This window comes from Leeuwenhoekiella sp. LLG6367-2.1, from assembly GCF_045055775.1.
In the GTDB taxonomy this organism is placed as follows: Bacteria; Bacteroidota; Bacteroidia; order Flavobacteriales; family Flavobacteriaceae; genus Leeuwenhoekiella; species Leeuwenhoekiella aequorea.
In genome coordinates, this window is the sequence record NZ_CP159331.1 from 679,107 (window position 1) to 703,618 (window position 24,512).

Genomic DNA, 24,512 nt, shown 5'->3' on the forward strand with positions numbered 1-24,512 from the left:
ACAAATATTTCTCAGCAAGATCAAACAAAGGCTACATATATTTGATTTAACACATAAATCATATTTGTTAACTAAAGTTTTTATTTTTTTTAACACAATAATTGTTTTCTATGTTTTTTTTGATGACATTTAGCCTGGCTAATTCAAATAAATATTAAATATGAAAACAAAATTACAAGGTTTTTTGACACTGCTAATTGTGTTAACGATGCAAATAACATTTGCACAATCCAAAACTGTTACAGGTACAGTTACTGACGATTCGGGAATACCCCTACCCGGTGTGAATGTGATAGTTAAGGGCACTACACAAGGGACACAGACAGATTTTGATGGTAAATACACTATCGCAGCTACAGATGGGAGTACAATTGTCTTTTCCTATGTAGGGTTTGCTAACAAATCTCAAATTGTTGGAAGTTCTAATATCGTTAATGTCACATTAGAACAAGGAGAACAGTTGGATGAGATAATTCTCACAGCTTTGGGCTTAGAAAAAAAGAAAGATGAAGATTTAAGTTCATCAACAACAATTAGTACTGAAGAAATATCAAAATCTGGAGAAACAGGTTTAATTCAAGGACTTTCAGGGAAAACATCTGGTGTTAATATCACGAGAAGCTCAGGTGATCCCGGAGCAGGCGCATATATACAAATTAGAGGTCAAAATACAGTTTTAGGTAGCGCCTCACCACTTATTGTATTGGATGGTGTGATTATTTCTAATACAAGCGTGGGGAGTGGAACAGATGGTGTTGTTCAACAATCAAGATTAAATGACATTAATCCTGAAGATATCGCAAATGTTACCGTCTTAAAAGGCGCTGCAGCAGCATCTATTTATGGTACAGGAGCAGCTAACGGAGTAATAATAATCAAAACTAAAAAAGGTAAAGGATCTGGAGGCAAAGATGTTTCTGTAAACTTTAGATCATCAGTTTCATTTGACAAGGTTAATGTTGAATTTGAAAAACAAGGACTTTATGGGCAAGGAAATAACGGTGTTTTTGCAAGAAATACGGGTAACTCGTGGGGGGATAAAATAGCAGATCGAGTAGGCGGACCAGACTTAGTTGACACATCGGGGCGGTATTTTGAAGCAGACTCTGGTAATCTTTACTACCCAATTACAGAAAAAAGATCTCAGGAAGTTTTTAATAGCGCAAACAGAGATCAGATATTTGGGACAGGTGTAACTATTGATAATTCCTTAAGCTTAGGTTATGCTACAGACAACACAAATACACTTATTAGTGTATCTGACTTAGATCAAGAAGGTATCATCAGAGGTGGTTCATCTTATAACAGACAAACATTAAGATTTAATCATGAAGCACGTGTTTCTGATAAATTTATGGCAAGAATAAACTCTTCATACTCCAAAGTATCTTCAGAAAGAATTCAACAAGGATCTAATTTAAATGGTCTATATCTTGGATATTTGAGAACGTCGCCAGATTTTGACAATACAGATTATAAAGGAACTTATTTTAATGATGCAGGTGTAAGTTTTTTAAATGCTCATAGAGGATATAGAAATGATTTAGGTTCTGCTGCTCCAGTTTATAACAATCCAGGCTGGACTATAAATGAACAAGAGAACCCTAATGAAGTAGAACGTTTTATCATTAATCCAGAAATTAACTGGAAAATACTTGACAATTTAAGTTTAACTGGGCGTTACGGTTTAGATTATTATACAGATACTAGAGAAACATTTTTTCCTGTTAACTCTGCAGCAGGATTTGCAACAGGGGCGTTTTTTAGAAATCAAATCCAAGAGAAACAACAAACCTATAACATCTTTTTAAACGGAAGCAATGTAATTACATCAGATATTAATCTTAGCTGGATTCTTGGCGCTCAGTTTGAAGAAAATGATTATCAAAATCTAGGCGGATCCTCAACAATTTTTACAAATCCATTTGTAGACGACCTTAGGATATTCGGTAATGCAGAGGCAGCAAATGAATCTCCATCTTTGTTTAAATCTCTAACAAGAAAATCGGGAGGTTATGGTGTTCTAAATTTTGATTTGTTTAATCAAATTTTCTTAGAAGCAACAGGTAGAATAGAAAGAGCATCATCTCTTAATGAAACTATCTTTTACCCGAGCTTTTCTGCCGGATGGGCATTTTCTGAAAATATAGAAGATAAATCAATACTTTCATTCGGTAAACTAAGAGCATCCTACGGAGAAGTAGGTATAGAGCCTATTGCATACGCAAGTTTAACTACCTTCGGTCCTGGTGGAATCGCATCTTCTTGGGGTGATGCTTTATCAGCATCAGTATATGGAAATCCATTTACTAGAAGTACGACAAAAGGTAATCCAGACTTAACTGTCGAGCGAATAAAAGAATTTGAAATTGGTACCGATTTGAGATTTGCTAATAATAGAATCTCTTTAGGCGCTACTTACTACAATAGAACTACCGAGGATGCTTTATTACCAATTGATCTTCCATCATCTACAGGATTTTCGAGTGTTTTGCAGAATGCTGCCGAAATCTCAAACAAGGGTATAGAATTAGACTTAGGTCTCAATATAATTCGTAGTGAAAATTTAAAATGGGATATAAATATTAACTACTCTAAAAATGACAACATCGTTGAAAGTCTTAGTGGTGTACAATCCTATTTCTTAAATGGTTTTACAGGAACTTCATCTCGAGTTGTTGAAGGAGAACCTTTTGGAGCTCTTTGGGGAGTATCTTTTGCTCGAGATGAAGCTGGCGATTTAATTCTTGACGCCAATGGCTTTCCTACACAAGCTAGTCAAGAAGGAGTAATTGGTGATCCTAACCCCGATTGGAGAGGTGGTATAAGCACTTCATTATCATTTAAAGGATTTACCGTAAGTGCACTAGTAGAAACTTCTCAAGGAGGTGATATTTGGGGAGGCTCAAATGGGGTACTTAATACGTTTGGTATATCTCCTATAACTGCAAACGAAAGCACTTCAACTGAAGCACTAGTTAATTATAGCGGAGTTACAATTCCTGCTAATACTGCTTTTAGAGGTAATATTCAAGATTTCGGTGGCGGCCCAGTTGCTCTTGATCAAGCTTGGTACGGTAGCCTTGGTGGTGGTTTTGGCGCTGTTGGTGAGCAATTTATTGAAGATGGATCTTGGACACGACTTAGAGAGCTATCTCTATTTTATGCTATCCCATCTACTTATGTTGAGAGAATAGGACTTCAAGCAATAGAATTTGGAGTAACAGGAAGAAACCTAATATTATGGACAGATATTGAAGGCTTTGATCCAGAAACGAATTTAACTGGAGCTTCTAAAGGTAGAGGTTTAGAATACTTCAATAACCCTGGAACAAAATCCTATTTATTTACCCTTAAAATTTCTTACTAATTAACTTTAGATAAATCAGACATGAAAAATATATTCAAAATATTTACTATCGGACTTTTAATCTCCACTGTTTCTTGTGAAGATTATTCTGAGGATCTAAATACAGATCCAAACAATTTTACAGATGCACCAGGATCCTTAGTGATTGGTCAAGCAGAATTAGAAGTAATAAAACTTTCAGAAAGTCAAGCCTCACGGTATGCCGGGCTCTTTACCGATCAATTTTCAGGATGTGACAGACAATATATTCCATATGAAACGTACGCTGTTACGACTGGAGATTTTGATGACACTTGGGATGATCTATATGCAGCAGGTGTAGCTCAATCTCAATATGTACAGGACAAGGCCGCAATAGATGGAGATAATGTTCTGCTAGGAGTAGCTCAAATAATGGAAGCTTTATTATTTGGAGAAGCAGCAGCACTATTTGGAGATGTTCCTTTTAGTGAGGCTGGTGACCCTTTATTATTTCCTAATCCTCAATATGATAAACAATCTGATGTTCTAGCAGGAGTACAAGAAATATTAAACAACGCATTAACAAACGTTGGAAATACAAAAGTAAGTAATGCCTTTGGAGGCACAATATTTGTTCAAAATGATGCCACTTGGTCACAAATTGCCCATTCGCTTAAAGCACGATATTTCCTTATCTCGAAAAATTATACTGGAGCGTATACAGAATCGCGACTTGGAATCACTTCTGCGAGCGGAGATCTTCTAGCGAGACATGGTGTAAATACAGGGGAAAAGAATCTTTATTTTCAATTTACTCAAGAGCAGAGAGGTGGTTATTTAGGCTTATGTAATTCCCCATATCTATTAAGATTATTAGATGGTACTACTCCTAGATTATTAGCTACCCCTGGTGATAGTAATAGACTAGATGTTTATTTTGACACTGCTAATTCAGAAGTGAATACAAATGATGGAGGCTACTTTGCTATTGATGCGAGCTTTCCAATAATTAGTTTTGTTGAAACTAAGCTAATCGAAGCTGAAGCTGCAGCACGAACTAATCAAGACGGAAACACTCCATTTAATACTGTAAGAAACTATTTGGCTTCAGAATATGGTGGGACTTTTCCTCCTAGTACGGCCACTGGAGACGTATTAATAAATCAAATTTTAGAAGAAAAATATATTTCATTAATTGGCTCATTACAAGTTTTTCATGATATCAGAAGAACAAACAATGCATTAAATATTCCAATTAAAGGAAGTACCAATTCGTCAGTCCCTCAACGCTTTTTATACCCACAAATTGAGATAAATGCAAATACTAGTTTTCCCGGACTAGTAGAAATTTTTACTAAAACTGAGGTTAATAATTAAACTTTGAATTAGCCTGAATAGCCATTTTAGTGTAAAGCTAGAATGGCTATTTTTTTTAAATAATTTGATCAAGCGCCAGATGCGCTAAAAGTTCGATATTTCCAAAAGTTAAATTTTTATTAATTAAAATTATAACAAACTAAACATCAACAAGATATAGTTCTTATAAAAATAATTATGATATCAATAAAATTAAATACTTTAACACTTAAATAATAAGATATTCACAAGATAAATTTGATTTTATTGAAATTAATTGATGGTTATCGCAAGATTTAAGAGATAAAAATTGTTTTTTGAATATTATTTATACAAATTCGCTGCTGGCTAATTCAAATAAATAATAAACATGAAAACTAAATTTAGTGGATTGCTAACACTTTTACTGGTGTTAGTGGTGCAAATCTCGTTTGCACAAACAAAGGAAGTAACCGGAACGGTTACTGATGGAAGTGGGGTTCCCCTTCCAGGAGTAAACATCGTAATCCAGGGCACAACAACTGGTACTCAAACAGATTTTGATGGTAATTACACTATTGGGACTGAGCAAGGAGCAACTTTAGTATTCTCTTACATTGGTTTTGGGGAAGTTCAAAAAGTAGTTGGATCTTCAGCAACAATTAACGTTACCATGCAAGCTGGAGAGGCATTAGAAGAAGTTGTTGTTACAGCTTTAGGTATTACTAGAGAGAAAAAATCTCTTGGTTATGCTACGCAAGAAGTTTCAAGCGAAGAATTGACTGAAACAAGAAATAGCAATGCATTAAATGCACTTTCAGGTAAAGTTGCTGGTGTTCAAATTTCTAATGCTAGTGGTAATTTAGGAGGTTCTTCTCGTATTGTTATACGTGGTATTGGATCTATTACTCAAGAAAACAGACCTCTTATTGTTGTAGATGGTATTCCATTAGACAACAGTAACTACAACTCTAGCACAACCCAAAATGGTGGCGGTGGTCGTGATTTTGGTGATACAGGATTCGACATCAACCCTGATGATATTGCATCTATGAACGTACTAAAAGGTGGTGCAGCTGCAGCACTTTATGGTTCTCGTGCAAGTAATGGTGTTATTCAAATTACTACTAAATCTGGTAAAAAAGGTAAAGGTGAAGTAACAGTAAATTCTGGTATCACCTTTGAGGAGGTAAATATTTTACCTCAAACTCAAAAGTTATATGGTGGAGGTAGTGGAAATTTCACTATTGGTGATCAAGGCGGCTTTAATCAAGGTACTATTAATGGTGTTACCTATGATGTAGTTGATTATGGAACTGATGAGTCTTGGGGACCTCGTTATAGAGGACAACAAGTTCTTCACTGGGATGCATTTGATCCAGAATTCCCTGACGATTACTTACAAACAAGACCTTGGTTAGCTCCAGAAAATGATGGAAGCACTTTATTTAAAACAGGTTATTCTTACAATAACGGAGTAGCATTTGCTCAAGGTGGTGAAAATTCAAACATGCGTTTATCTATAAACAATACGCAAACAGAAGGTATTTTACCAAACACTAATCTTAAGAAGACTAGTATTAACTTCAACGGCTCTTCACAAATAGGAGACAAACTGAAAGTTGATGCTTCTGTAAACTTCACAGTAACAGATGGTTTTAATAGACCTGCATCTGGTTATACAGGCGCTGGGGTAATACAGCAGTTATATCAATTTGGACAAACATCATTAGATTACGAGCGTTTAAAAGCATATCAAACTCCAGATGGTCGTCAAAGAACTTGGAACAGAACAGCATTTGATGATGCAACTCCAAGATATACAGATAACCCATATTGGATTTTAAATGAAAACACTGCTAGTGATAAGAGAACACGCTGGTATGGTTCTGTAGGTGCAACCTATAATTTTACAGATGACTTTTATGCAGTAGCTAAAGTTTATGGTGATACTTATGATTTTAGAGTTAACGAAAGAACAGCTGTAGGCTCTCAAGCTCAAGCTTATTACTCTGAAATAGACAGAGATTTTCAAGAAATTAACTATGAAGCAAGATTACATTATGACAAAAAAGTATTTGATGATAAGTTAAGCATCAATACATTCTTTGGAGGCAATCGTCGTGTTAATGAATATCATTCATTAAGTAGTAATACTAATGGTGGTTTAGTTGTTCCAGGATTCTATAACTTAAGTAACTCTGCAGATAATGTATCTGTTGGTGAGTTTGATTCTCAACGTCAAATCAATAGTTTATTTGGTTCTGTATCTTTAGGATATGACAACTTCGCTTATTTAACTGTTACTGGTCGTAATGATTTTTCTTCTACATTACCAGGTGATAACAATTCATACTTCTATCCTTCATTAAGTGGAAGTTTTATAGCATCTAAATTTATCCAAGCAGATTGGTTATCATTCTTAAAATTAAGAGCTGGTTATGCTGAAGTAGGTAGTGATACCGATCCTTATGCATTGATAAATGTTTACTCAGGGAGCAATCCGTTTCTAGGTTCTGTACCGTTTACATTAGGTAGCAGTAATAAGAATGCATTTCTTCTTCCAGAGGAAAAACGTACTTATGAATTTGGTATTGAAGCTTCATTTTTTAATAGTCGCTTAGGATTCGATGTAACTTACTACAACGAAACAACCAAAGATTTGATTACTCCAGTACAAGTTGATCCAGCAACAGGATTTACATCTACCGTACTTAACGCAGGTGAATTAGAAAACAAGGGTATTGAAGTTTTGTTTAATGCAACTCCAATAATGACAGATGATTTCACTTGGGATCTTACTTTCAACTTCTCTAAAAACGAGAACACTTTGTTAAGTCTACCTCAAGGATTAGAGACGCTACAATTAGCATCATTCCCTTTTAATGGTGTTTCTTTAAATGCTGTTGTAGGTGAGCGTTATGGCCAGATTAGAGGTACTAACTACGTTTATGACGATGCAGGTAATAAAGTTGTGAATTCTGATGGTAGTTACGCAGAAACTCAGGATGTTGAGAATCTAGGTTCGATATTACCTGATTATAATGCAGGATTAAGAAACACATTTACATATAAAGGAATAAGCCTTGGTGTTCTTATTGACAGACAAAAAGGTGGTAAGTACCGTTCTCTTACAAATATATGGGGTAACTACTCAGGTATTTTAGAGCAAACTGCTGCTAATAATATTCGTGAAGAAGGTATTGTTTTACCTGGTGTTACTGGTGATATTGCATACAACGATGACGGTTCTTATACGGTTTCAAATACTGCAACAAACACTCAAGTAATTTCTGCTCAACAGTACGGTACAGATTTCTACTTTGGGAATGATAATCAAAACGTTTTCGACGCGTCTTACTGGAAAGTTCGTGAAATTACATTAGGTTATAGTTTACCTAAAGATTGGTTAGGGAATGCATTTAGCGATGTTAGATTAACTGCTTTTGGTAGAAACTTATTTGTATGGGGATTAGATAACGACAACTTTGACCCTGAAGTAGCTACTTCTGGTAGTGGAAATATTCAAGGTTCAGAAGGTGGTTCACTTCCTTCTACTCGTTCATATGGATTGAATGTTCAATTAAAATTCTAAGAAAAAATGAAAAATAAATTTATAATCTTATTAATGCTCATCATCTCTGCAGGATTCAGTTCTTGTGAGGAGGGCTTAGAAGAAGTTAATATTAACCCAAACGATCCTGAGGTCGTTCCAACGGCTAACATATTTACTTCTGCGACAAAACAATTCACAGATTTTAGCCGTGATGCTTTTAACTCTGGTAGACTAACGCAAGTTTGGGTTCAGTATTGGGGTCAAACTGCTTATGCAGATGAAGATCGTTATTTATATCGCGAAACTTCAGCACAAAGTATCTATCAAAATACATACTTAGTTGCAACAGATTTAAAATCAATCATTGATTTAAACTCAAATGAAGAGACTAGAGATGCTGCTGCAAGCTCTGGTAATAACAACAATCAGATAGCTGCTTCAAGAATTATGCTATCTTATATGTTCTATGAGTTGACAAATTTCTTCGGGGATGTACCTTACTATTCTTATGGTAATGATGATCCAGATTTTCAAGCATTAAGCGTTGATACTAATTTAAGTCCGGTATTTGCTCCACAAGAGAAAATATACGCTGATATCTTAAATGAGTTGAGAGAATCTGCTGATATGATTAATACTAATGAGCAAGTTTTCACAAGTGGTGATAATATCTTTAACGGTGATGCTACAAAATGGAAAAAATTTGCAAATTCACTTATTTTAAGAGTAGCAAATAACTTGAGAAATGTAGACGCTGCGACTGCAAACGCTGCAATTACAACTGCTATTCAATCTGGAGTTATGACTTCAAATGCAGACAATGCTGTACAGAGTTATGAAACTACAGATTTAAATGCCTCTCCTATGTGGGTTGCTTTTATAGGTAGAACTGACTTTGCAGTAGCTGCACCATTCATTAATTTATTAAAAGGTGAAACAGGTAATTTTGGTTTAGACCCTAGACTTTTTGAAATGGCTGCTCCAATCAGTGCAAGTATTCAAGAAGTTAAAGATGGTACGTATACTAGAAGCGAAGATCCTGATGATTATTTTGGTGCACCTTATGCATTTAGAAATATGACTTCTCTTCCATTTACTGCATACTCATTTATGAGTAGTAATGTTCTTAAGCCAGACTTCGGAGAAGTTCTTATGGAATATTCTGAAGTAGCTTTTATATTATCTGAGCAAAACGGATTTGATCAAGTTAATTACGAAAATGGTGTACGTGCTTCTATGCAAAAATGGGGCGTTGAAGAGGCTGATATCAATGCATATATAGCAACTTTACCAGCTGCTTCACAAGCTAATGTTTTGAATCAAAAATACATAGCGCTTTACATGCAGCCTAATACTGCTTACGCAACCTATAGAAAGACTGGATTTCCAAATACGTTATTGCTTCCAGGTGATACTGTAAGACTTCCTGAAAATCAAATTCAAGCGCAAGCACCAGCAAATCGTATTGAGACTTATACATTTGAATCTGGAGTAAATGGTGTAACAGATTTGCCATTCCGTTTGAGATATCCTCAAATTTTACAAACCTTAAACAGAGAGAACCGTTCTGCAGCTGCTGCAGGCCTAGAAAATGGCGATACTGTTTTAAGTAAATTATTCTGGGACGTTAATTAAGTTAAAGTTCATATTATAATCTTTAAAACCACCCGTGCAAACGGGTGGTTTTTTTATTTCGCAAAACTTAAAACAAACCTATCTTTGCAGTATGTCAAAAAACAACCATATCTACGGTACAAGAGCGATTATTGAAGCGATAAACGCAGGTAAAGAAATAGGGAAAATCTATCTTCAAAAGGGACTAAATAATCCCTTGTCTAAACAATTAGAAGGATTAGTAAGAGAACATGGAATATCTGTTTCATACGTTCCACAAGAAAAGCTTTACAAACTATCAGATCAAAATCATCAGGGAGCTATTGCCACTATCTCCCCTATTCAATTTGCAGATTTTGAAGCTACAGCAGAAGCCGTATTGTCTTTAGAAAAACCGGCCTTGTTTCTTTTACTTGATCAACTTACCGATGTACGTAATTTTGGCGCTATTATTCGCACTGCTGTTTGTACAGGTGTTGATGCGATTATTGTACCTAAATCTGGTGGCGCTCCGGTTACTGATGATACAGTAAAAACTTCTGCAGGTGCTATTTTTAATATTCCTATTTGCAAAGTAGATCACATTAAGGATGCTTTATTTTACCTACAAGGTTCTGGCGTAAAAGTAGTAGCCGCGACAGAAAAAACAGAAGATTCTGTTTATGACATAGACTATAAACCATCTATGGCTTTAGTAATGGGAAGTGAAGGTAAAGGGGTTACCCCTGGAGTTTTAAAACTCGTAGATCACAAAGCAAAGTTACCAATGGCGGGTACTATAAGTTCACTTAATGTTTCTGTAGCTTGTGGTGCTTTTTTATACGAGATCGTTAGGCAGAGAAGCTAATCTTCTTTAAAATTTTCTTCTTCAGTATCAGGTGCTGGAGGATCAATAAAATTTCCATTTTCGTCAAATTGTTGTAAAAAAGGATCATTATTAGAATTGTAAGACTCTGTCTCCCATATATATTTTGGAGCTTTTGCAATCTTATTCCGAAGCAATAAAGCTAAAATTGCTCCTGTTAAAAAACCAGACAAATGACCTTCCCAACTCATACCATCTTGTAGGGGTAGTGTTCCCCAAATTAAACTTCCGTAAAGAAAAACGACGATTAAGGAAAATGCTGTCAAACGGAAATTTTTAGACCATAAACCTTTAAAGAAAAGAAAAGAGGCTAGCCCATAGACAATACCACTTGCTCCTATATGATAAGCGTCTCGGCCTACAATCCAGGTTCCTAAGCCACTAAATATAATTAGGAATAAAAACACTTTTAGCGCTACGGGTCGATAAAAATAAATCAAACCGGCTAGAAGTACTAATGTAGGGATACTGTTATGCCAAAGATGACTGAGGTTCGAATGAATGAATGGCGAAAATAATATTCCACGTAGTCCTGATAGTTCTCTAGGCAACACACCGTATTTTGTAAAATTAAAACTAAACCTTAATTCAAACCAAAATACAAGCCACATCAACAGAACGAATAATATCGGATAAATAATAACCCGATTATTAAATTGAAAGGAATGATGATGTGTTTCTTTACCCATATTATAGCCTACTAGCAATTGTTTATCCAAAATCATAAATTAGGAAATACTGGCAGTTAATCTCAAGTAATTAAATAATTTTGAATTATGAATGCACCACTAGCAGAACGTTTGCGCCCTAAGAATCTTGATGATTATTTAAGTCAGGAACATCTTGTAGGTGATAAAGGATCACTTACATCTTCTATAAAATCTGGTTTAATACCTTCACTAATTTTATGGGGACCTCCAGGGGTAGGTAAAACTACGCTAGCCACCATTATTGCAGAAGAATCAAAACGCCCTTTTTACACGTTGAGCGCAATAAATAGCGGTGTAAAAGATGTAAGAGAAGTAATTGATAAGGCTAAAACTGCCGGAGGTTTATTTACACAGAAGAACCCTATTCTTTTTATAGATGAAATCCATCGCTTTAGTAAATCTCAACAAGATTCTTTGTTGGCAGCAGTCGAGAAAGGTTGGGTTACATTAATAGGTGCTACCACAGAAAATCCAAGCTTTGAAGTGATACCAGCTCTATTGTCGCGTTGTCAGGTATATGTTCTGAATCCTTTTTCAGCAGACGATCTTAGAGCGCTTCTAAAGCGTGCAATTACCCAAGACACTATCGTATCTAAGAAAAAGATTATTCTTGAAGAAACGGAAGCCTTGTTGCGCATAAGTGGTGGCGATGCCCGTAAACTCTTAAATATTTTTGAATTACTCGTCACGACTGATACGGCAGATGAAGTCATAATTACCAATGCGATGGTGAAGAGCAAGGTTCAACAAAATACCGTTTTATATGACAAAACCGGCGAGCAGCACTATGATATAATATCTGCCTTTATAAAATCTATACGAGGCAGCGACCCCAATGCGGCAGTATATTATTTAGCCCGAATGATAGAAGGGGGTGAAGATTTAAAGTTTATAGCTAGAAGACTAATAATCCTAGCTTCAGAAGATATAGGCAATGCAAATCCTACCGCTCTCATTATGGCGACAAATTCATTTACTGCTGTAAATACCATAGGATACCCAGAAGCTCGTATTATTTTAAGTCAGTGTGTCACCTATCTCGCAACATCACCAAAGAGCAATGCTTCCTACATGGCCATCAACAAAGCTCAGCAGCTGGTTAAACAGACCGGAGACTTACCTGTACCTATGGCATTACGTAATGCTCCAACAAAATTAATGAAGGAATTAGGTTACGGTGATGAATATAAATATTCACACGACGGTACGGGAAATTTTATTGCACAAGAATTTCTCCCTGAACAAATAACAAATCAAAAGTTATATGATCCTGGAGATAATGCCCGCGAGGATGGAATAAGAAAATTTCTTAAAAATCGCTGGGGCCATAAATATGATTACTAATTTATTTTTTAGTAAATATCATTTTCACTAAGCCCGAAACACCTTTAATTTCACGTTCTACAGTAAATTGATTATTATCATAAAAACCAACCCCTGTGAACTCTGATGTACTTACCAAGTAAGAACCCGCAGATGTCTTTGTAGCTGTACCAATCTTAGTGGAACCTTCATAAACATCAAACCCACTTACTGAAGATTTTAAAGTAAAAGAGCCATCTACACTTACAAGAACAAGCTCGGCATTACTTTGAGAAGATGGGTTTTGATTTGAAATAGACTTAGAATCTTTAACAACATTTGGTGTCAGCTCCTTTGCTTCCTGAACAGTTTCTTGTTTTGTATTAATTACACTAGAAACACGAACTTCTTTCTTTGCAACTTCTTCTTTCTTTGCCTGAATTTTACGTATCTCAGGAACTAAATTTTTAACATTTTCCTCTTCTGTTATAGTTGCTTTAGTAACAATTTCATCAGAATAAGAATATCCCATATCTTCTAATTTTGCAAAAGCCTTTCTAAAAGCATCCTGATGCCCTTCTTTGAAAGATTTTATTTTGCTTTTGCCTTCAGGTAATGCAAACACTTCTTTACCTCTGCAATTTACAAGTGTTATTGCTGCGTTTGTACTTAAGAATCCACTAACATCTGCACGCGCGTATAATGTGTTGCAACCAGATTCATTTAAGTCTGCAGGAAGCGCTTCATTTTCTAAGTAAGCATTGAAACCATATTTTATAAATAAGAATCGTGTTAACCCATTTAATTCATATTCACCTTCTTCATCTTGAAATTCAAACTTCTGAGGTACAATAATATATTTATAATCTGCAAGTTCTTGTGCCACTAGTCCAGAACCACAGGTTATCATCAAAAAGAAAAAAACAATTTTAATTTTCATACTAAATATCTTTTAATCAAAGTCGGAATGGAATTCCGCACGCTTTATAAATTTATCAACTTAAACTAGCAAATTAAGATTTAATTGAAGTACAATCTAATGCTATTACAAAAAGATTTTTACCGAATCTATTCGATCTATGACCAGCTGCTCGTTATGCGCTATTTCTTTATGGTAATTAAAAAAAATCGTGCGCATACCTACTCGTTGCGCTCCTAAAATATCGGCCTCATACGTATCTCCAATCATTACACTCTCAGCCACTCCTGCCCCAGCAGTACTTAAGGCGTGATGAAATATACGCATATCTGGTTTTTTTACACCTACAGATTCGCTACTGGTTACCGTCTTAAAAAAATGGTCAATCTTTGACTTTTTTAATTTTAACGCCTGCACTTCTTCAAACCCATTTGTAATTATATGCAGTTTATAATTTTTATTTAACTCTTCTAATAATTCTAATGTTCCGTCAAACAAATGATTATGATCTGGCAAATGTGTGATATAGTCATCAGACAATTTGGTTATCAAATAATCGTCAATATTCACTTTTAAACCTTCAAAACTCTTCTTCAGACGACCGTAACGCAACTGTTCTTTAGTGATTTTTGACTCTCTAAAATATTTCCAATATCTAAAGTTTATCGGACTGTAAACTGCCAGAAATTCCTCAACTGGCACCACTATTTTATTCTTCTCAAAAATTGTCTCAAAAGCAAGTTTAGAATTTTTATCAAAATCCCAAAGCGTATGATCAAGGTCAAAAAATATATGATTTACTCCAGATAATTTACTCATGTACTAATTCTCTAAAAAATTGCTTCCACTGGCCTTCATCCTGCCCTTTACCCGTTACTGATTTATTTTTGAAGCTAAAAATAAAAGTTCCGTTTACACGCTCAACTTCCGCTTTCATTTTAAAAAATACATCCAATACCTCATTTAAATCTTTTGCATCTAGTACTTCTGCTTCAAAAGTTTGCGCCTGAGAACAGATGGGATGTAGAACTAACGGAGTAATACTCTCATAATCTAAATCATAAAAGAAAAACGGCGTGCAAGTCCCTGCTCTAAATCCTAAGGTATCGGGATAACCCATAGAATAATCATTGTTGACTTCCTGATTAATCATCTCTCTATAATGTACCGGAAGACTCACCATCTCACTACCACAGCGTATAGCGTTTAAAGGCTTATTCGTAATTCCTTCAATACGAATTTTCTCAAGCTTCATATTCTTTTGATAATCCAATGCTTCTTTTGAAAGCAAAAGACCTATCTCACTATAGTCGCCTACCATTTTAATAAGCTCTCTGAAGGATTGTTTATTGTACCGAATATTACGCGTATAGGTCGACAAATCTCCCACCTGAAAGAAAAACAAGAACTTAAATTTAGATTTTTTCTGAACATTGATCAACCAACTAAAGGTATCATAAGGATCTTTCCGCAAGCCTAAATTAATCTGAAGCCGTAGCCAAAGTCGAGAAAATTGTAGTCGCAATAAATCGCTTACAAAACTGGTAATTTCCCGTATAAACCCAATGTCATACATTTCATAAGCTTGCTCTACATCTACTAAAGCCTGAAATGCAAACTTTTTAGTCGAAAAATTATAGTCGGGATATTTCTCTTTAAGCAAATCTTTAAAGTGATATGCCCAGATATCGACCACCGGTTCTGTTAGAAAATCTTCCTGAAAGCCTAAACTTTCTGATGCCGGAAAGCGCCCTTCAGCATCTTTAACGTGTGGCAAAAATTCTTCATATCTGCTCAATAGAATAAATGCTGCAGCAAATATGTCATAAGGCAGCGCACTTTTTGTACCGGTTACAAAAAAACACTTCGTATCAAGCCAGGGTTGTACATTAATTTCCATATCAGAAATGCCCTGTTCAAAAAGCACATCCTGACTTTTTATATGTATTTCTTTCCCTAAAGGTTTGCTTGTATAAGAAAGCTTAAGACTATCGTGTACGATAAATTCATCTACAGCGGTCGTAAATTTTACAGGGATTCCTAAAATCGCAGTACATATATGTTTGAATGTATAGCGTAGGCGTGGAGTTATTTTATGAGTATATACTAGAAGCATAAAATTTTTCTTGAAGGCAAGTTCTGTATTTTTCTTAAAAGGGCGAAAGAATTACAACAAACCTTCGTCAGCGAAGCTAAAATAGGCTTTTTCGGTAATGATTAAATGATCAAGAACCTTAATATCTAGAGATTTTGCAGCTTGCTGGAGTTTCTCTGTAATATTTTTATCAGCTTGACTAGGTTTGAGGGTGCCAGAAGGATGATTATGAGCAACTATTAATGCTACAGCACCAGTCTCTAAAGCCTTTTTTAAAACAAGTCTTACATCTACAAGTGTCCCGGTCATACCTCCTTTACTAAGTTGATGCATTGTTAAAACCTTATTTGCATTATTTAAATACAAGATCCAAAATTCTTCATGTGGAAGCTCGCCTAGTAGAGGCTGTAAAATTTCAAACACAATATTACTTCCCGTTATTTTATGAACTTCAGCGACATCCTCAATTCTTCTGCGACGCCCTAATTCTAAGGCAGCAGCAATAGAAACTGCTTTGGCCTCACCTATTCCCTTAAATTTTAATAATTGATTTATACTCAGTTTACCTACTGCGTTTAAGTTATTGTCTACCGAACTTAAAATACGTTTACTTAAAGCTACTGCACTTTCCTCCCTATTTCCAGATCCTATAAGTATTGCAACTAATTCTGCATTTGTCAATACATCTTTTCCTTTATTCAATAATTTCTCTCTGGGACGATCATCTAACGACCATTTTTTAATTGAAAAAGAATCTGATTTTTTCACCATAGTATACATTTAAGTAAAACTCACTCAACTATAAATTACTAATTGCTAGATAATTAAATGATCTCTAAATATATAGAATGTATTTCAAGAAATTAAAACTTAAGACGCTTTTAAACAATTAGATTGCATTGAACCGCAAAAATCGTATTCAGTAAACTTTTTCAAATACGCTTTAAGGTAACTTTACCTCTGAAAAATTGAAAATTATAAAAATGGCTTATCCCCCTTCGCATCATCAAGAATCAGAGTTTATAAATATCGTTGAGACCATAAAGACATTTCCTTTGGCATTGATTATTACGGCTAAAGATGACAAACCATTATTAACTCATCTCCCCCTATTGTATAAGCCCGATGCGGATACCGGGTCACTGTTGGGACATATAGATAATACTAATCCTCAGTTAAGCCATTTGCAGGAAGGCTCTAAAGTAACTCTAGTTTTTAATGGCCCTGATAGTTACATATCACCAAGCATATACACCACTCCACAACTTCCTACCTGGAATTATATTAAAATACATCTTGAGGGCTCCCTTATAAAACTTCAATCATCTGAAGAATTAAAGGAAACTATGGTAGAACTAACTCAGTATCTTGAAGGAGAGAATCAAAAATTTCAATTAGATATTAACGATTCAAGAATGGAAGCTTTTGTAAAATACGTTACAGGATTTGAAATTAAAATAACATCCTGGGAAGGAAAGTTTAAACTATCTCAAGATAAAAATGAGAATGATATCCAAAGCGCCAAAGGGGCACTAACTGAAAATTATTCATCTATTATGAATAACTATGTAGAGGCCATATATAAAAATCACAAACCCAAAAATAAATAATAAGCTTATATCATCGAGCTATAATAAATCCTGAATTTTACTGAAATCTAATCCGCCGTAATTTCCACTACTCATAAGTAAAAGTACTGTATCATTAAATGCAGTGTTTTCGAGATAACTTTTAAATTCGGTGGGATCTGTATAAATAATTAAATCTTCTCTATCAAAGGCTGAAGCAATTTGCTCTTTAGTAATCGTTTCTAATTGTTTTATAGCTACCGCTTCTGGTGAGTAAAAGACTACTGCATCTTCTGCCGCATCTAACGCTCCTTTATAACCTTTTATAAATTCGGCATTTAAACTACTATAGGTGTGAAGTTCTAAACAAGCAACCAAGCGTTTGTTAGGGTATTGATTTTTAACTGCATCTGTTGTTGCTTTTACTTTTGAAGGTGAATGCGCAAAATCTTTATAAGCAATATTTATCGCCGTTTCACCTATTTTTTCAAGACGTTTAGCAGCTCCCTCAAATCCTGCAATGGCCTCATAAAAATCATCTTCATCAATACCCATATGCTGGCAAATCCATTTTGCTCCTGCTAAATTGCTTAAATTATATTCTCCAAATACAGATATTGGCATTGGTCCGTCTGGAGTATTTAGCAGAGTCTCTCCATTTTCAATACTGTATTCAGGTAAGGTATAGGAGTGCTTTCTGGTTGGGGCTTGAGCCGCTTCAGCAATACGTTTTACCTCAGCATCATCCTCGTTGTAAACAAGAATTCCTCCTCTGGAAATTGATTCTGCAAAAGTTTCAAATTGCTCAATATAATTCTCATATGTAGGAAAAACATTTACATGATCCCAGGCTATACCACTTATGAGCGCAATATTAGGCTGATATAAATGAAATTTAGGTCTTCTATCTATAGGAGATGATAAGTACTCATCACCTTCTAGTAAAATAAAGTCATTCTCATCGGTAAGGTGCACCATAGTCTCTAAGCCCGGTAGTTGTGCGCCTATCATATAATCTACTGTTCTACTGTGATAATGCAAAACGTGCAGGATCATAGAGGTTATTGTAGTTTTTCCGTGAGATCCTCCTATAACTACACGTGTTTTCTCCTTAGATTGTTCATAAAGAAACTCTGGGTAACTATAAATTTTTAATCCGATTTCTTGAGCTTTAACCAATTCTGGATTGTCTATTTTAGCATGCATACCTAAAATAACAGCATCAATATCTGAGGTAATTTTATCTGGAAACCAACCCATTTCTACAGGAAGCAACTCATAATTTTGAAGTCGGGATTTTGATGGCTCAAAGATAGCGTCATCACTACCACTAACAGCAAAACCTTTATGATGAAGTGCCAATGCTAAGTTATGCATTGCGCTCCCACCTATAGCTATAAAATGTACTCTCATAATCGCTTGTAAATTGTCTAGGCAAGTTACAAAAAATCACATCACGCTAATTTTTAAAATATCGTGATTTAATAAATTACATAGCTATTATCTGCTTTTTCTCGTCGTGGGCATCACTAAAATCTGGCAAGTCTGCCAAGCATAAATTTATATAATGAAGTGCTTTGGTCTTGTCTCCTTGGTTTTTATAGATCTGTGCCATTCTATACTGCGCCCAACCTACAGGAACCCCATCTTTGTAAGAATAATTTGCAATGTACTGTTTGAGACTAGCTAAGCCTAGAATCGGCTCTAAATTAAATTCAGCAGCAATCTTACCTATTTGATAATTAATTTGATTGCGCTTATGTATTTTGAAACTTGTAGTTGCTGCGTCTAATGCTTTTTGAGGCTCATTATCCTTCTCATATAATGCGATAAGTTTTGCGTATGTTGTAGGTGATCCACCCACACGAATAGCATTTTTATAAAGGCCTTCAGCTTCTTTTAAATTATTTTGGTATTCTGCCACATAACCTCTGGCAAGATATCCATCTACAGGAGAAATCTTTTGCAACTCTAGTGCGTAATCTTGGGCTTTGCTAGTACTGCCACCAATGATTCCGGGCAGTTGTAAGTAAAGTTCAATAAGTGCCCATCTAACCTCAATATGTTTAGGATCTAATTTTGCTGCTTTATGAAAGTGCTCTTTTATGTCATCGATATAGGTAAGAGCTCGAATGCGGCTTATACTTAAAGCTTTCATTCCTAAAGCCCCGCCATATTTAAAATGATAGTTAGCACTTGAGGATTGTTCTTCTACAAGATCTTTATAATATGATAAGGCAGAATCCCAATTTTTTGAATAGGAAGCTATATCCCCTAAATATTCTCGAGTTAATTTATCTGAAGGATGTTTTTTTAAATAGGAAAGCAATAGAGGCTTCGCCTTATCAAATTTTTCAGCATTATAATAATTTTCTGCCATCACAAATTCAGACTGCTGTGAATAACTGGGAAAAGCGAATAAGAGAATGAAAATTAACGATACAAACCGAAAAGACATAGATAATTATTTTGCTCAAAGCTAAACAAAAAGCAGACCAGAAATATAACGTTCAATAAAATTAGTAAGTCGCACTTTATTTCTCGGGAGGAAAATTCTTGAAAATTTTCTGACTCACTTTAGTATAGTAAGAAACTCGGTCTTGAGGATTTGTATTTAATGCAATATTACTATCGCTTACGGCTTGCCATACAAGAATATCTTCGCTGCTATCTACAAGGTCTATGGTAATCGTTTGATGGTCTTTACTGCCTCCTAAAGGGATTCCGGCACCTATACTCACTCCTCCACCATAACCGCCACTACCTACTCCTACACCTACTGAATTCTGAGACGATTCTCTGTACTGATCAGACATTATATTAATTAGCAAATCAGGATTTTCAGATTTTGTAAAACCTTTTTCACCCATAACCAAATCGATCGCACTTATAAGCCTATTAGCATCTAACTGACTTAAACCAGTCTGCATATCAGGCAGGTAATTATATGTTTTATATTTAGAAAAACTTATTTGCTCATCGTAATCATAATTTACCTGAGTAGAACCACAAGAAATTAAAACAAAGGCAACCAGTATAACTGAAAAATACTTCATCATTATGCTTTTTTCTAAAAATAGGCATAATGATGAAGTATGTAAGTCAATAAAATCCTAAAAAAATATTTGGATTAATCGTTAGATTCAGGCTTATTCAACATAGCCCAAAGCTTATCCTTCAACTCTACTAGTCCTTGCTGTGCAACAGAGGATATAAATAAATAGGGCACTTCAAGTGATTTATCTAATTCCTTTTTGAGCTCTGCTTTGAGCTCTGCATCAAGCATATCACATTTTGTAATTGCTATTAACTTGTCTTTATCTAACAGCTCAGGATTGTATTTCTCAAGTTCATTAAATAAAACGTGATACTGCTCTGCCACATCTGGAGCATCAGCTGGTATCATAAAGAGTAATGTTGAGTTACGCTCTATGTGTCTTAAAAAACGGTGACCCAGACCTTTTCCTTCTGCTGCACCTTCTATGATTCCGGGGATATCAGCAATGACAAAAGTTTGAAAATCTCTGTATTGTACTATTCCAAGATTAGGTTTTAAAGTTGTAAACTCATAATTAGCAATTTTTGGTTTAGCTGCAGTAATTACCGATAATAAGGTAGACTTACCCGCATTAGGAAATCCTACTAATCCTACATCAGCAAGTACCTTAAGCTCTAGAGTAACATTAACCTCAACACCATCCATTCCTGGTTGTGCATAACGAGGAGTCTGGTTTGTTGCAGTTTTAAAATGAGCATTCCCTAAACCGCCCATACCACCTTTGGCAATTATAAACTCTTCGTCTAGCTCGGTAAGCTCGCGTATAATCTCCTGCGTTTCTGTATCTCGTATAACTGTACCTAATGGCACATCAACATAAATATCTTCCCCATCTGCACCAGTACTCGTTTGCTTACTTCCGTTAGAACCGTGCCCAGCTCTAATATGCCTTTTAAATTTAAGATGAAGCAGCGTCCACAAATTTGGGTTTGTACGCACGATAATATGACCGCCACGACCACCGTCACCACCGTCAGGCCCACCTTTTGTCACAAACTTTTCACGGCGCAAGTGAGCAGAACCTCCCCCACCTTTACCAGATGAAACGTGCATCTTCACATAATCAACAAAATTACCTTCGGTCATAAAAATCTATAAATTAAAAATATAAGTACTTAATAGCACTTGTACACTAGTTAAAGTGTGTCAATTGTTTTACTCAAACGGTTTGTAATCTCAGTAACCTCTCCTACTCCATCAACACCAAAATATTTATCTTGTTTTTGATAGTATCCTTTTAAAATAGCCGTCTCATCATAGTAAACTTTAATACGTTTACGTATAACAGTCTCATCTGCATCATCTTTTCTGCCACTTGTTTTACCACGTTCCAGAAGTCTTTGAACTAAAATCTCATCATCAACTTCTAATGCGATCATTGCAGATACTTGCGTGTTTTTATCACTCAAAAGCGCATCAAGTGCTTCAGCTTGGGCTATAGTTCTTGGAAAACCATCAAATATAAAACCATTAGCATCTGCATTCTTATCTACTTCAGCGCTCAACATATCTATGGTTACGGTGTCTGGAACTAGCTGCCCCTTATCCATATATGATTTAGCCAGCATACCTAGCTCAGTAGCATTTTTTATATTGTATCTAAAAACATCTCCGGTAGAAATGTGAATCAGATTGTACTTTTCTTTCAAAAAAGAGGCTTGTGTTCCCTTCCCGGCACCTGGAGGGCCAAACAATACCAAATTTGTCATTTTTGTGTTTTTAAGTTTATAAATAGCATTGAGGTTACGCCCCAAACCGTTATAATCAAGGCCATAGCCTACTATAAAATCGTTAGGTATTTCTAACCCAACGTAATGAATCTTATATTCCTTTGAATAGGCCTCAGGCTTAAAAAATAAACTGGCAAAGCGATAATTTTTCACTCCACCACTCACCATCATTTCGGTCAACTTTTCAATAGTGTTACCACTATCAACAATATCTTCAATTATAATAACCTCACGATCCTCCAGATCTGCATCTATGGGAATATGTGTCATTACCTCACCGGTACTTGAAGTACCGTCATACGAGCTAAGCTTTAAAAATTCAATCTCACAATTGCCGTTAAATCGGCTTAATAACTCTGTTGCAAATTTAAACGCACCATTAAGAACAACCAGAAAAAGCGGCTCTTTACCATCATAATCTGCGTTAATTTTATTTGCTACTTCTTCTATTGCCTGTTTGAGCTTGTCTTCTGAGATAAACTCATCAAAATGGAGACCGTGTAGTTTAATCATGGTTAGTCTGGAAGTGGTTTAAACTAAACAGCAAAGATACATATTGTTAGTTAATATAAACCTTTAGAAATTTCAATATGAACTCGAGTCCCAAAAATAAACAGAGCGCTTCATCTTACAAAGGTTTTAAGATCATACACGCACAATTCTAGTGCTAAAATCTTACTTTTGCAATCATAAATTTTTGATGCTAACAGACCTTATTTTAATGAATTCTTATTTCTCTTCAGATTTTAAACTTGCAATTTTAGGCGGTGGTCAACTCGGTAAAATGCTACTTTACGAGACTCGTAAGTTTGATATACAAACACTGGTATTAGACCCAAGCCCAGAAGCTCCATCAAGAATAGCTGCAAATCATTTTGTTCAGGGAGATCTTATGGATTTTGAAACGGTTTATAACTTCGGAAAACAAGCTGATGTAGTTACATTTGAAATTGAGGCAGTAAATATTGAGGCTTTAGAAAAATTACAAGCCGAGGGAATTACGGTTTATCCAAGTCCGCAAACTTTACGGAAAATTCAAGATAAGGGTGTACAGAAAGATTTTTATACAGAACAAAATATTCCCACCGCAGCATATAAAAGATTCCCAAACTTAGAAGCTCTAAGACTAGACTTAACAGCAAATCAAATGAGCTTTCCTTTTGTTTGGAAAAGTACTCAAGGTGGTTATGATGGAAAAGGTGTACAAGTCGTACGTAATGCAGAAGATCTAAATAAAATTATAGATGTTCCTTGTATTGCTGAAAGTATGATTCCCTTTAAAAATGAACTTGCGGTAATTGTGGTGCGCAATCCTAAAGGAGAGGTTAAAAGCTATCCCGTAGTAGAAATGGAATTTCATCCTGAAGCGAATCAAGCAGAATATGTGATTTGCCCGGCTCGTATAGATGAGCAAGTAGCACAAAAAGCACGTGAGGTTGCCACTAAAGTTTCCGAAGCATTTGAGCACGTAGGACTTCTAGCAGTAGAATTATTTCAAACGGAAGATGATGATATAATAGTTAACGAAGTAGCCCCAAGACCCCACAATAGCGGGCACTACAGTATAGAAGGCAGTTATACAAATCAATTTGAACAACATCTACGAGCAATTTTAGGTTTACCTCTAGGAGAAACGGAAAGTAAAACGGGTGCTGTTATGGTGAATCTGGTTGGAGAAGAAGGTTATACAGGAGATGTATTTTACGAGAAGATTGAGCATATTCTAGCACTAAAAGGCGTTATTCCTCATATATATGGCAAACGGGAAACCAGACCATTCCGGAAAATGGGACACGTCACAATTATAAATAGTGATCTTAGTGAAGCTCGTAAAATTGCAGAGGAAGTAAAAAATACAATAAAAGTTATCACAAAGTAATAAGCTTAAAAACACATCATATGGTAGGAATTATTATGGGAAGTACCAGCGACATGCCAATCATGCAAGCTGCGATAGATATATTAAAGCAATTTGAAATCGAAACAGAAATAGATATAGTTTCTGCACATCGTACTCCCGATAAATTATTCGATTATGGTAAAAATGCACACACGCGAGGCATAAAAGTTATTATAGCTGGTGCCGGTGGCGCTGCACATTTACCGGGAATGATTGCATCATTATCACCTTTACCAGTTATTGGCGTTCCGGTTAAATCGCGTAACTCAATAGATGGTTGGGATTCTGTATTATCCATATTACAAATGCCGGGTGGTGTTCCTGTTGCTACAGTAGCACTTGACGGAGCTCAAAATGCCGGAATTCTTGCTGCTCAAATTTTAGGTGCCTCCGATATCGCTATCAGAGATAAAATAGTTGATTTTAAAGATAGCCTCAAGACTAAAGTCATAGAAGGCGCCAAAACTATTAAAAAATAAAAAGAGCCGTCAAAGACGGCTCTCTATAGAAATGCTAGGCAATTAAATTT

The 24,512-nt window shown here is 35.5% G+C and carries 19 protein-coding genes; 9 read left to right on the forward strand and 10 right to left on the reverse strand.

The features are described 5' to 3' along the window. Window positions 1-160: 160 nt before the first annotated feature. The 5 genes from ABVM53_RS03090 (at window position 161) to rlmB (ending at window position 10,683) form a co-directional block, all read left to right on the forward strand. Window positions 161-3,370, forward strand: a complete 3,210-nt coding sequence (locus tag ABVM53_RS03090; protein ID WP_405329330.1) for a SusC/RagA family TonB-linked outer membrane protein — start codon at window positions 161-163, stop codon at window positions 3,368-3,370. A 21-nt stretch (window positions 3,371-3,391) separates the two neighbouring features. Then, window positions 3,392-4,708 carry a SusD/RagB family nutrient-binding outer membrane lipoprotein gene (locus ABVM53_RS03095; protein ID WP_405329333.1) on the forward strand — a complete coding sequence of 439 codons (1,317 nt, stop codon included), beginning with the start codon at window positions 3,392-3,394 and terminating at the stop codon, window positions 4,706-4,708. Between the two features lie 349 nt (window positions 4,709-5,057). After that, on the forward strand, window positions 5,058-8,261 hold the full coding sequence (locus tag ABVM53_RS03100) for a SusC/RagA family TonB-linked outer membrane protein (protein ID WP_405329336.1): 3,204 nt from the start codon (window positions 5,058-5,060) through the stop codon (window positions 8,259-8,261). A gap of 6 nt (window positions 8,262-8,267) precedes the next feature. Beyond that, window positions 8,268-9,857: a SusD/RagB family nutrient-binding outer membrane lipoprotein gene (locus ABVM53_RS03105; RefSeq protein ID WP_128757673.1), complete on the forward strand. Its 1,590-nt coding sequence runs from the start codon at window positions 8,268-8,270 to the stop codon at window positions 9,855-9,857. 91 nt (window positions 9,858-9,948) lie between these two features. After that, complete coding sequence (gene rlmB / locus ABVM53_RS03110) at window positions 9,949-10,683, forward strand: 23S rRNA (guanosine(2251)-2'-O)-methyltransferase RlmB (protein WP_405329339.1); 735 nt, start codon at window positions 9,949-9,951, stop codon at window positions 10,681-10,683. Here the strand turns inward: rlmB and ABVM53_RS03115 are convergent. Next, complete coding sequence (locus tag ABVM53_RS03115; RefSeq protein WP_405329342.1) at window positions 10,680-11,420, reverse strand: rhomboid family intramembrane serine protease; 741 nt, start codon at window positions 11,418-11,420, stop codon at window positions 10,680-10,682. The genes rlmB and ABVM53_RS03115 overlap by 4 nt on opposite strands. 57 nt (window positions 11,421-11,477) lie before the next feature. Between ABVM53_RS03115 and ABVM53_RS03120 the strand changes: the two genes are divergently transcribed. Next, complete coding sequence (locus ABVM53_RS03120) at window positions 11,478-12,755, forward strand: replication-associated recombination protein A (RefSeq protein ID WP_405329345.1); 1,278 nt, start codon at window positions 11,478-11,480, stop codon at window positions 12,753-12,755. A gap of 1 nt (window position 12,756) precedes the next feature. Here the strand turns inward: ABVM53_RS03120 and ABVM53_RS03125 are convergent, their stop codons facing one another. From ABVM53_RS03125 to radC, 4 genes are all read right to left on the reverse strand, one after another. Further along, window positions 12,757-13,653, reverse strand: coding sequence for a hypothetical protein (locus tag ABVM53_RS03125; RefSeq protein ID WP_405329347.1), 897 nt, complete (start codon window positions 13,651-13,653; stop codon window positions 12,757-12,759). Between the two features lie 105 nt (window positions 13,654-13,758). Then, window positions 13,759-14,451 carry a YjjG family noncanonical pyrimidine nucleotidase gene (locus tag ABVM53_RS03130; RefSeq protein ID WP_405329350.1) on the reverse strand — a complete coding sequence of 231 codons (693 nt, stop codon included), beginning with the start codon at window positions 14,449-14,451 and terminating at the stop codon, window positions 13,759-13,761. Beyond that, entirely contained in the window at window positions 14,444-15,748 is a 1,305-nt protein-coding gene (locus ABVM53_RS03135; protein WP_405329352.1) for a polysaccharide deacetylase family protein, read from the reverse strand. The genes ABVM53_RS03130 and ABVM53_RS03135 overlap by 8 nt, the downstream gene beginning before the upstream one ends. Before the next feature lie 51 nt (window positions 15,749-15,799). Continuing rightward, window positions 15,800-16,498 carry a DNA repair protein RadC gene (gene radC, locus ABVM53_RS03140; RefSeq protein WP_405329355.1) on the reverse strand — a complete coding sequence of 233 codons (699 nt, stop codon included), beginning with the start codon at window positions 16,496-16,498 and terminating at the stop codon, window positions 15,800-15,802. 212 nt (window positions 16,499-16,710) lie between these two features. On the opposite strand from radC, the gene ABVM53_RS03145 reads away from it, so the two are divergent. Next, a complete protein-coding gene (locus tag ABVM53_RS03145) occupies window positions 16,711-17,337 on the forward strand; it encodes an FMN-binding negative transcriptional regulator (protein ID WP_405329358.1) in 627 nt (208 codons plus the stop codon). An 18-nt stretch (window positions 17,338-17,355) separates the two neighbouring features. Here ABVM53_RS03145 and ABVM53_RS03150 read toward each other — a convergent pair whose 3' ends face one another. From ABVM53_RS03150 to ABVM53_RS03170, 5 genes are all read right to left on the reverse strand, one after another. Beyond that, window positions 17,356-18,708, reverse strand: coding sequence for a UDP-N-acetylmuramate--L-alanine ligase (locus tag ABVM53_RS03150; RefSeq protein ID WP_405329361.1), 1,353 nt, complete (start codon window positions 18,706-18,708; stop codon window positions 17,356-17,358). A 76-nt stretch (window positions 18,709-18,784) separates the two neighbouring features. After that, the gene (locus ABVM53_RS03155; RefSeq protein ID WP_405329364.1) at window positions 18,785-19,753 is read right to left on the reverse strand and encodes a tetratricopeptide repeat protein; all 969 of its coding nucleotides are present in this window, start codon (window positions 19,751-19,753) and stop codon (window positions 18,785-18,787) included. A 76-nt stretch (window positions 19,754-19,829) separates the two neighbouring features. After that, complete coding sequence (locus ABVM53_RS03160) at window positions 19,830-20,351, reverse strand: DUF4136 domain-containing protein (protein WP_405329367.1); 522 nt, start codon at window positions 20,349-20,351, stop codon at window positions 19,830-19,832. 74 nt (window positions 20,352-20,425) lie between these two features. Next, window positions 20,426-21,439, reverse strand: a complete 1,014-nt coding sequence (gene obgE, locus ABVM53_RS03165; RefSeq protein ID WP_405329370.1) for a GTPase ObgE — start codon at window positions 21,437-21,439, stop codon at window positions 20,426-20,428. Between the two features lie 50 nt (window positions 21,440-21,489). Beyond that, on the reverse strand, window positions 21,490-22,596 hold the full coding sequence (locus tag ABVM53_RS03170) for an adenylate kinase (RefSeq protein WP_405329373.1): 1,107 nt from the start codon (window positions 22,594-22,596) through the stop codon (window positions 21,490-21,492). A 208-nt stretch (window positions 22,597-22,804) separates the two neighbouring features. On the opposite strand from ABVM53_RS03170, the gene ABVM53_RS03175 reads away from it, so the two are divergent. Together ABVM53_RS03175 and purE are read left to right on the forward strand one after the other, a co-directional pair. Then, window positions 22,805-23,962 (forward strand): 5-(carboxyamino)imidazole ribonucleotide synthase, encoded by a 1,158-nt coding sequence (locus ABVM53_RS03175; protein WP_405330843.1) that lies wholly within the window; start codon window positions 22,805-22,807, stop codon window positions 23,960-23,962. A gap of 20 nt (window positions 23,963-23,982) precedes the next feature. Then, the gene (gene purE, locus ABVM53_RS03180) at window positions 23,983-24,462 is read left to right on the forward strand and encodes a 5-(carboxyamino)imidazole ribonucleotide mutase (protein WP_371456917.1); all 480 of its coding nucleotides are present in this window, start codon (window positions 23,983-23,985) and stop codon (window positions 24,460-24,462) included. The last annotated feature ends 50 nt before the right edge of the window (window positions 24,463-24,512 follow it).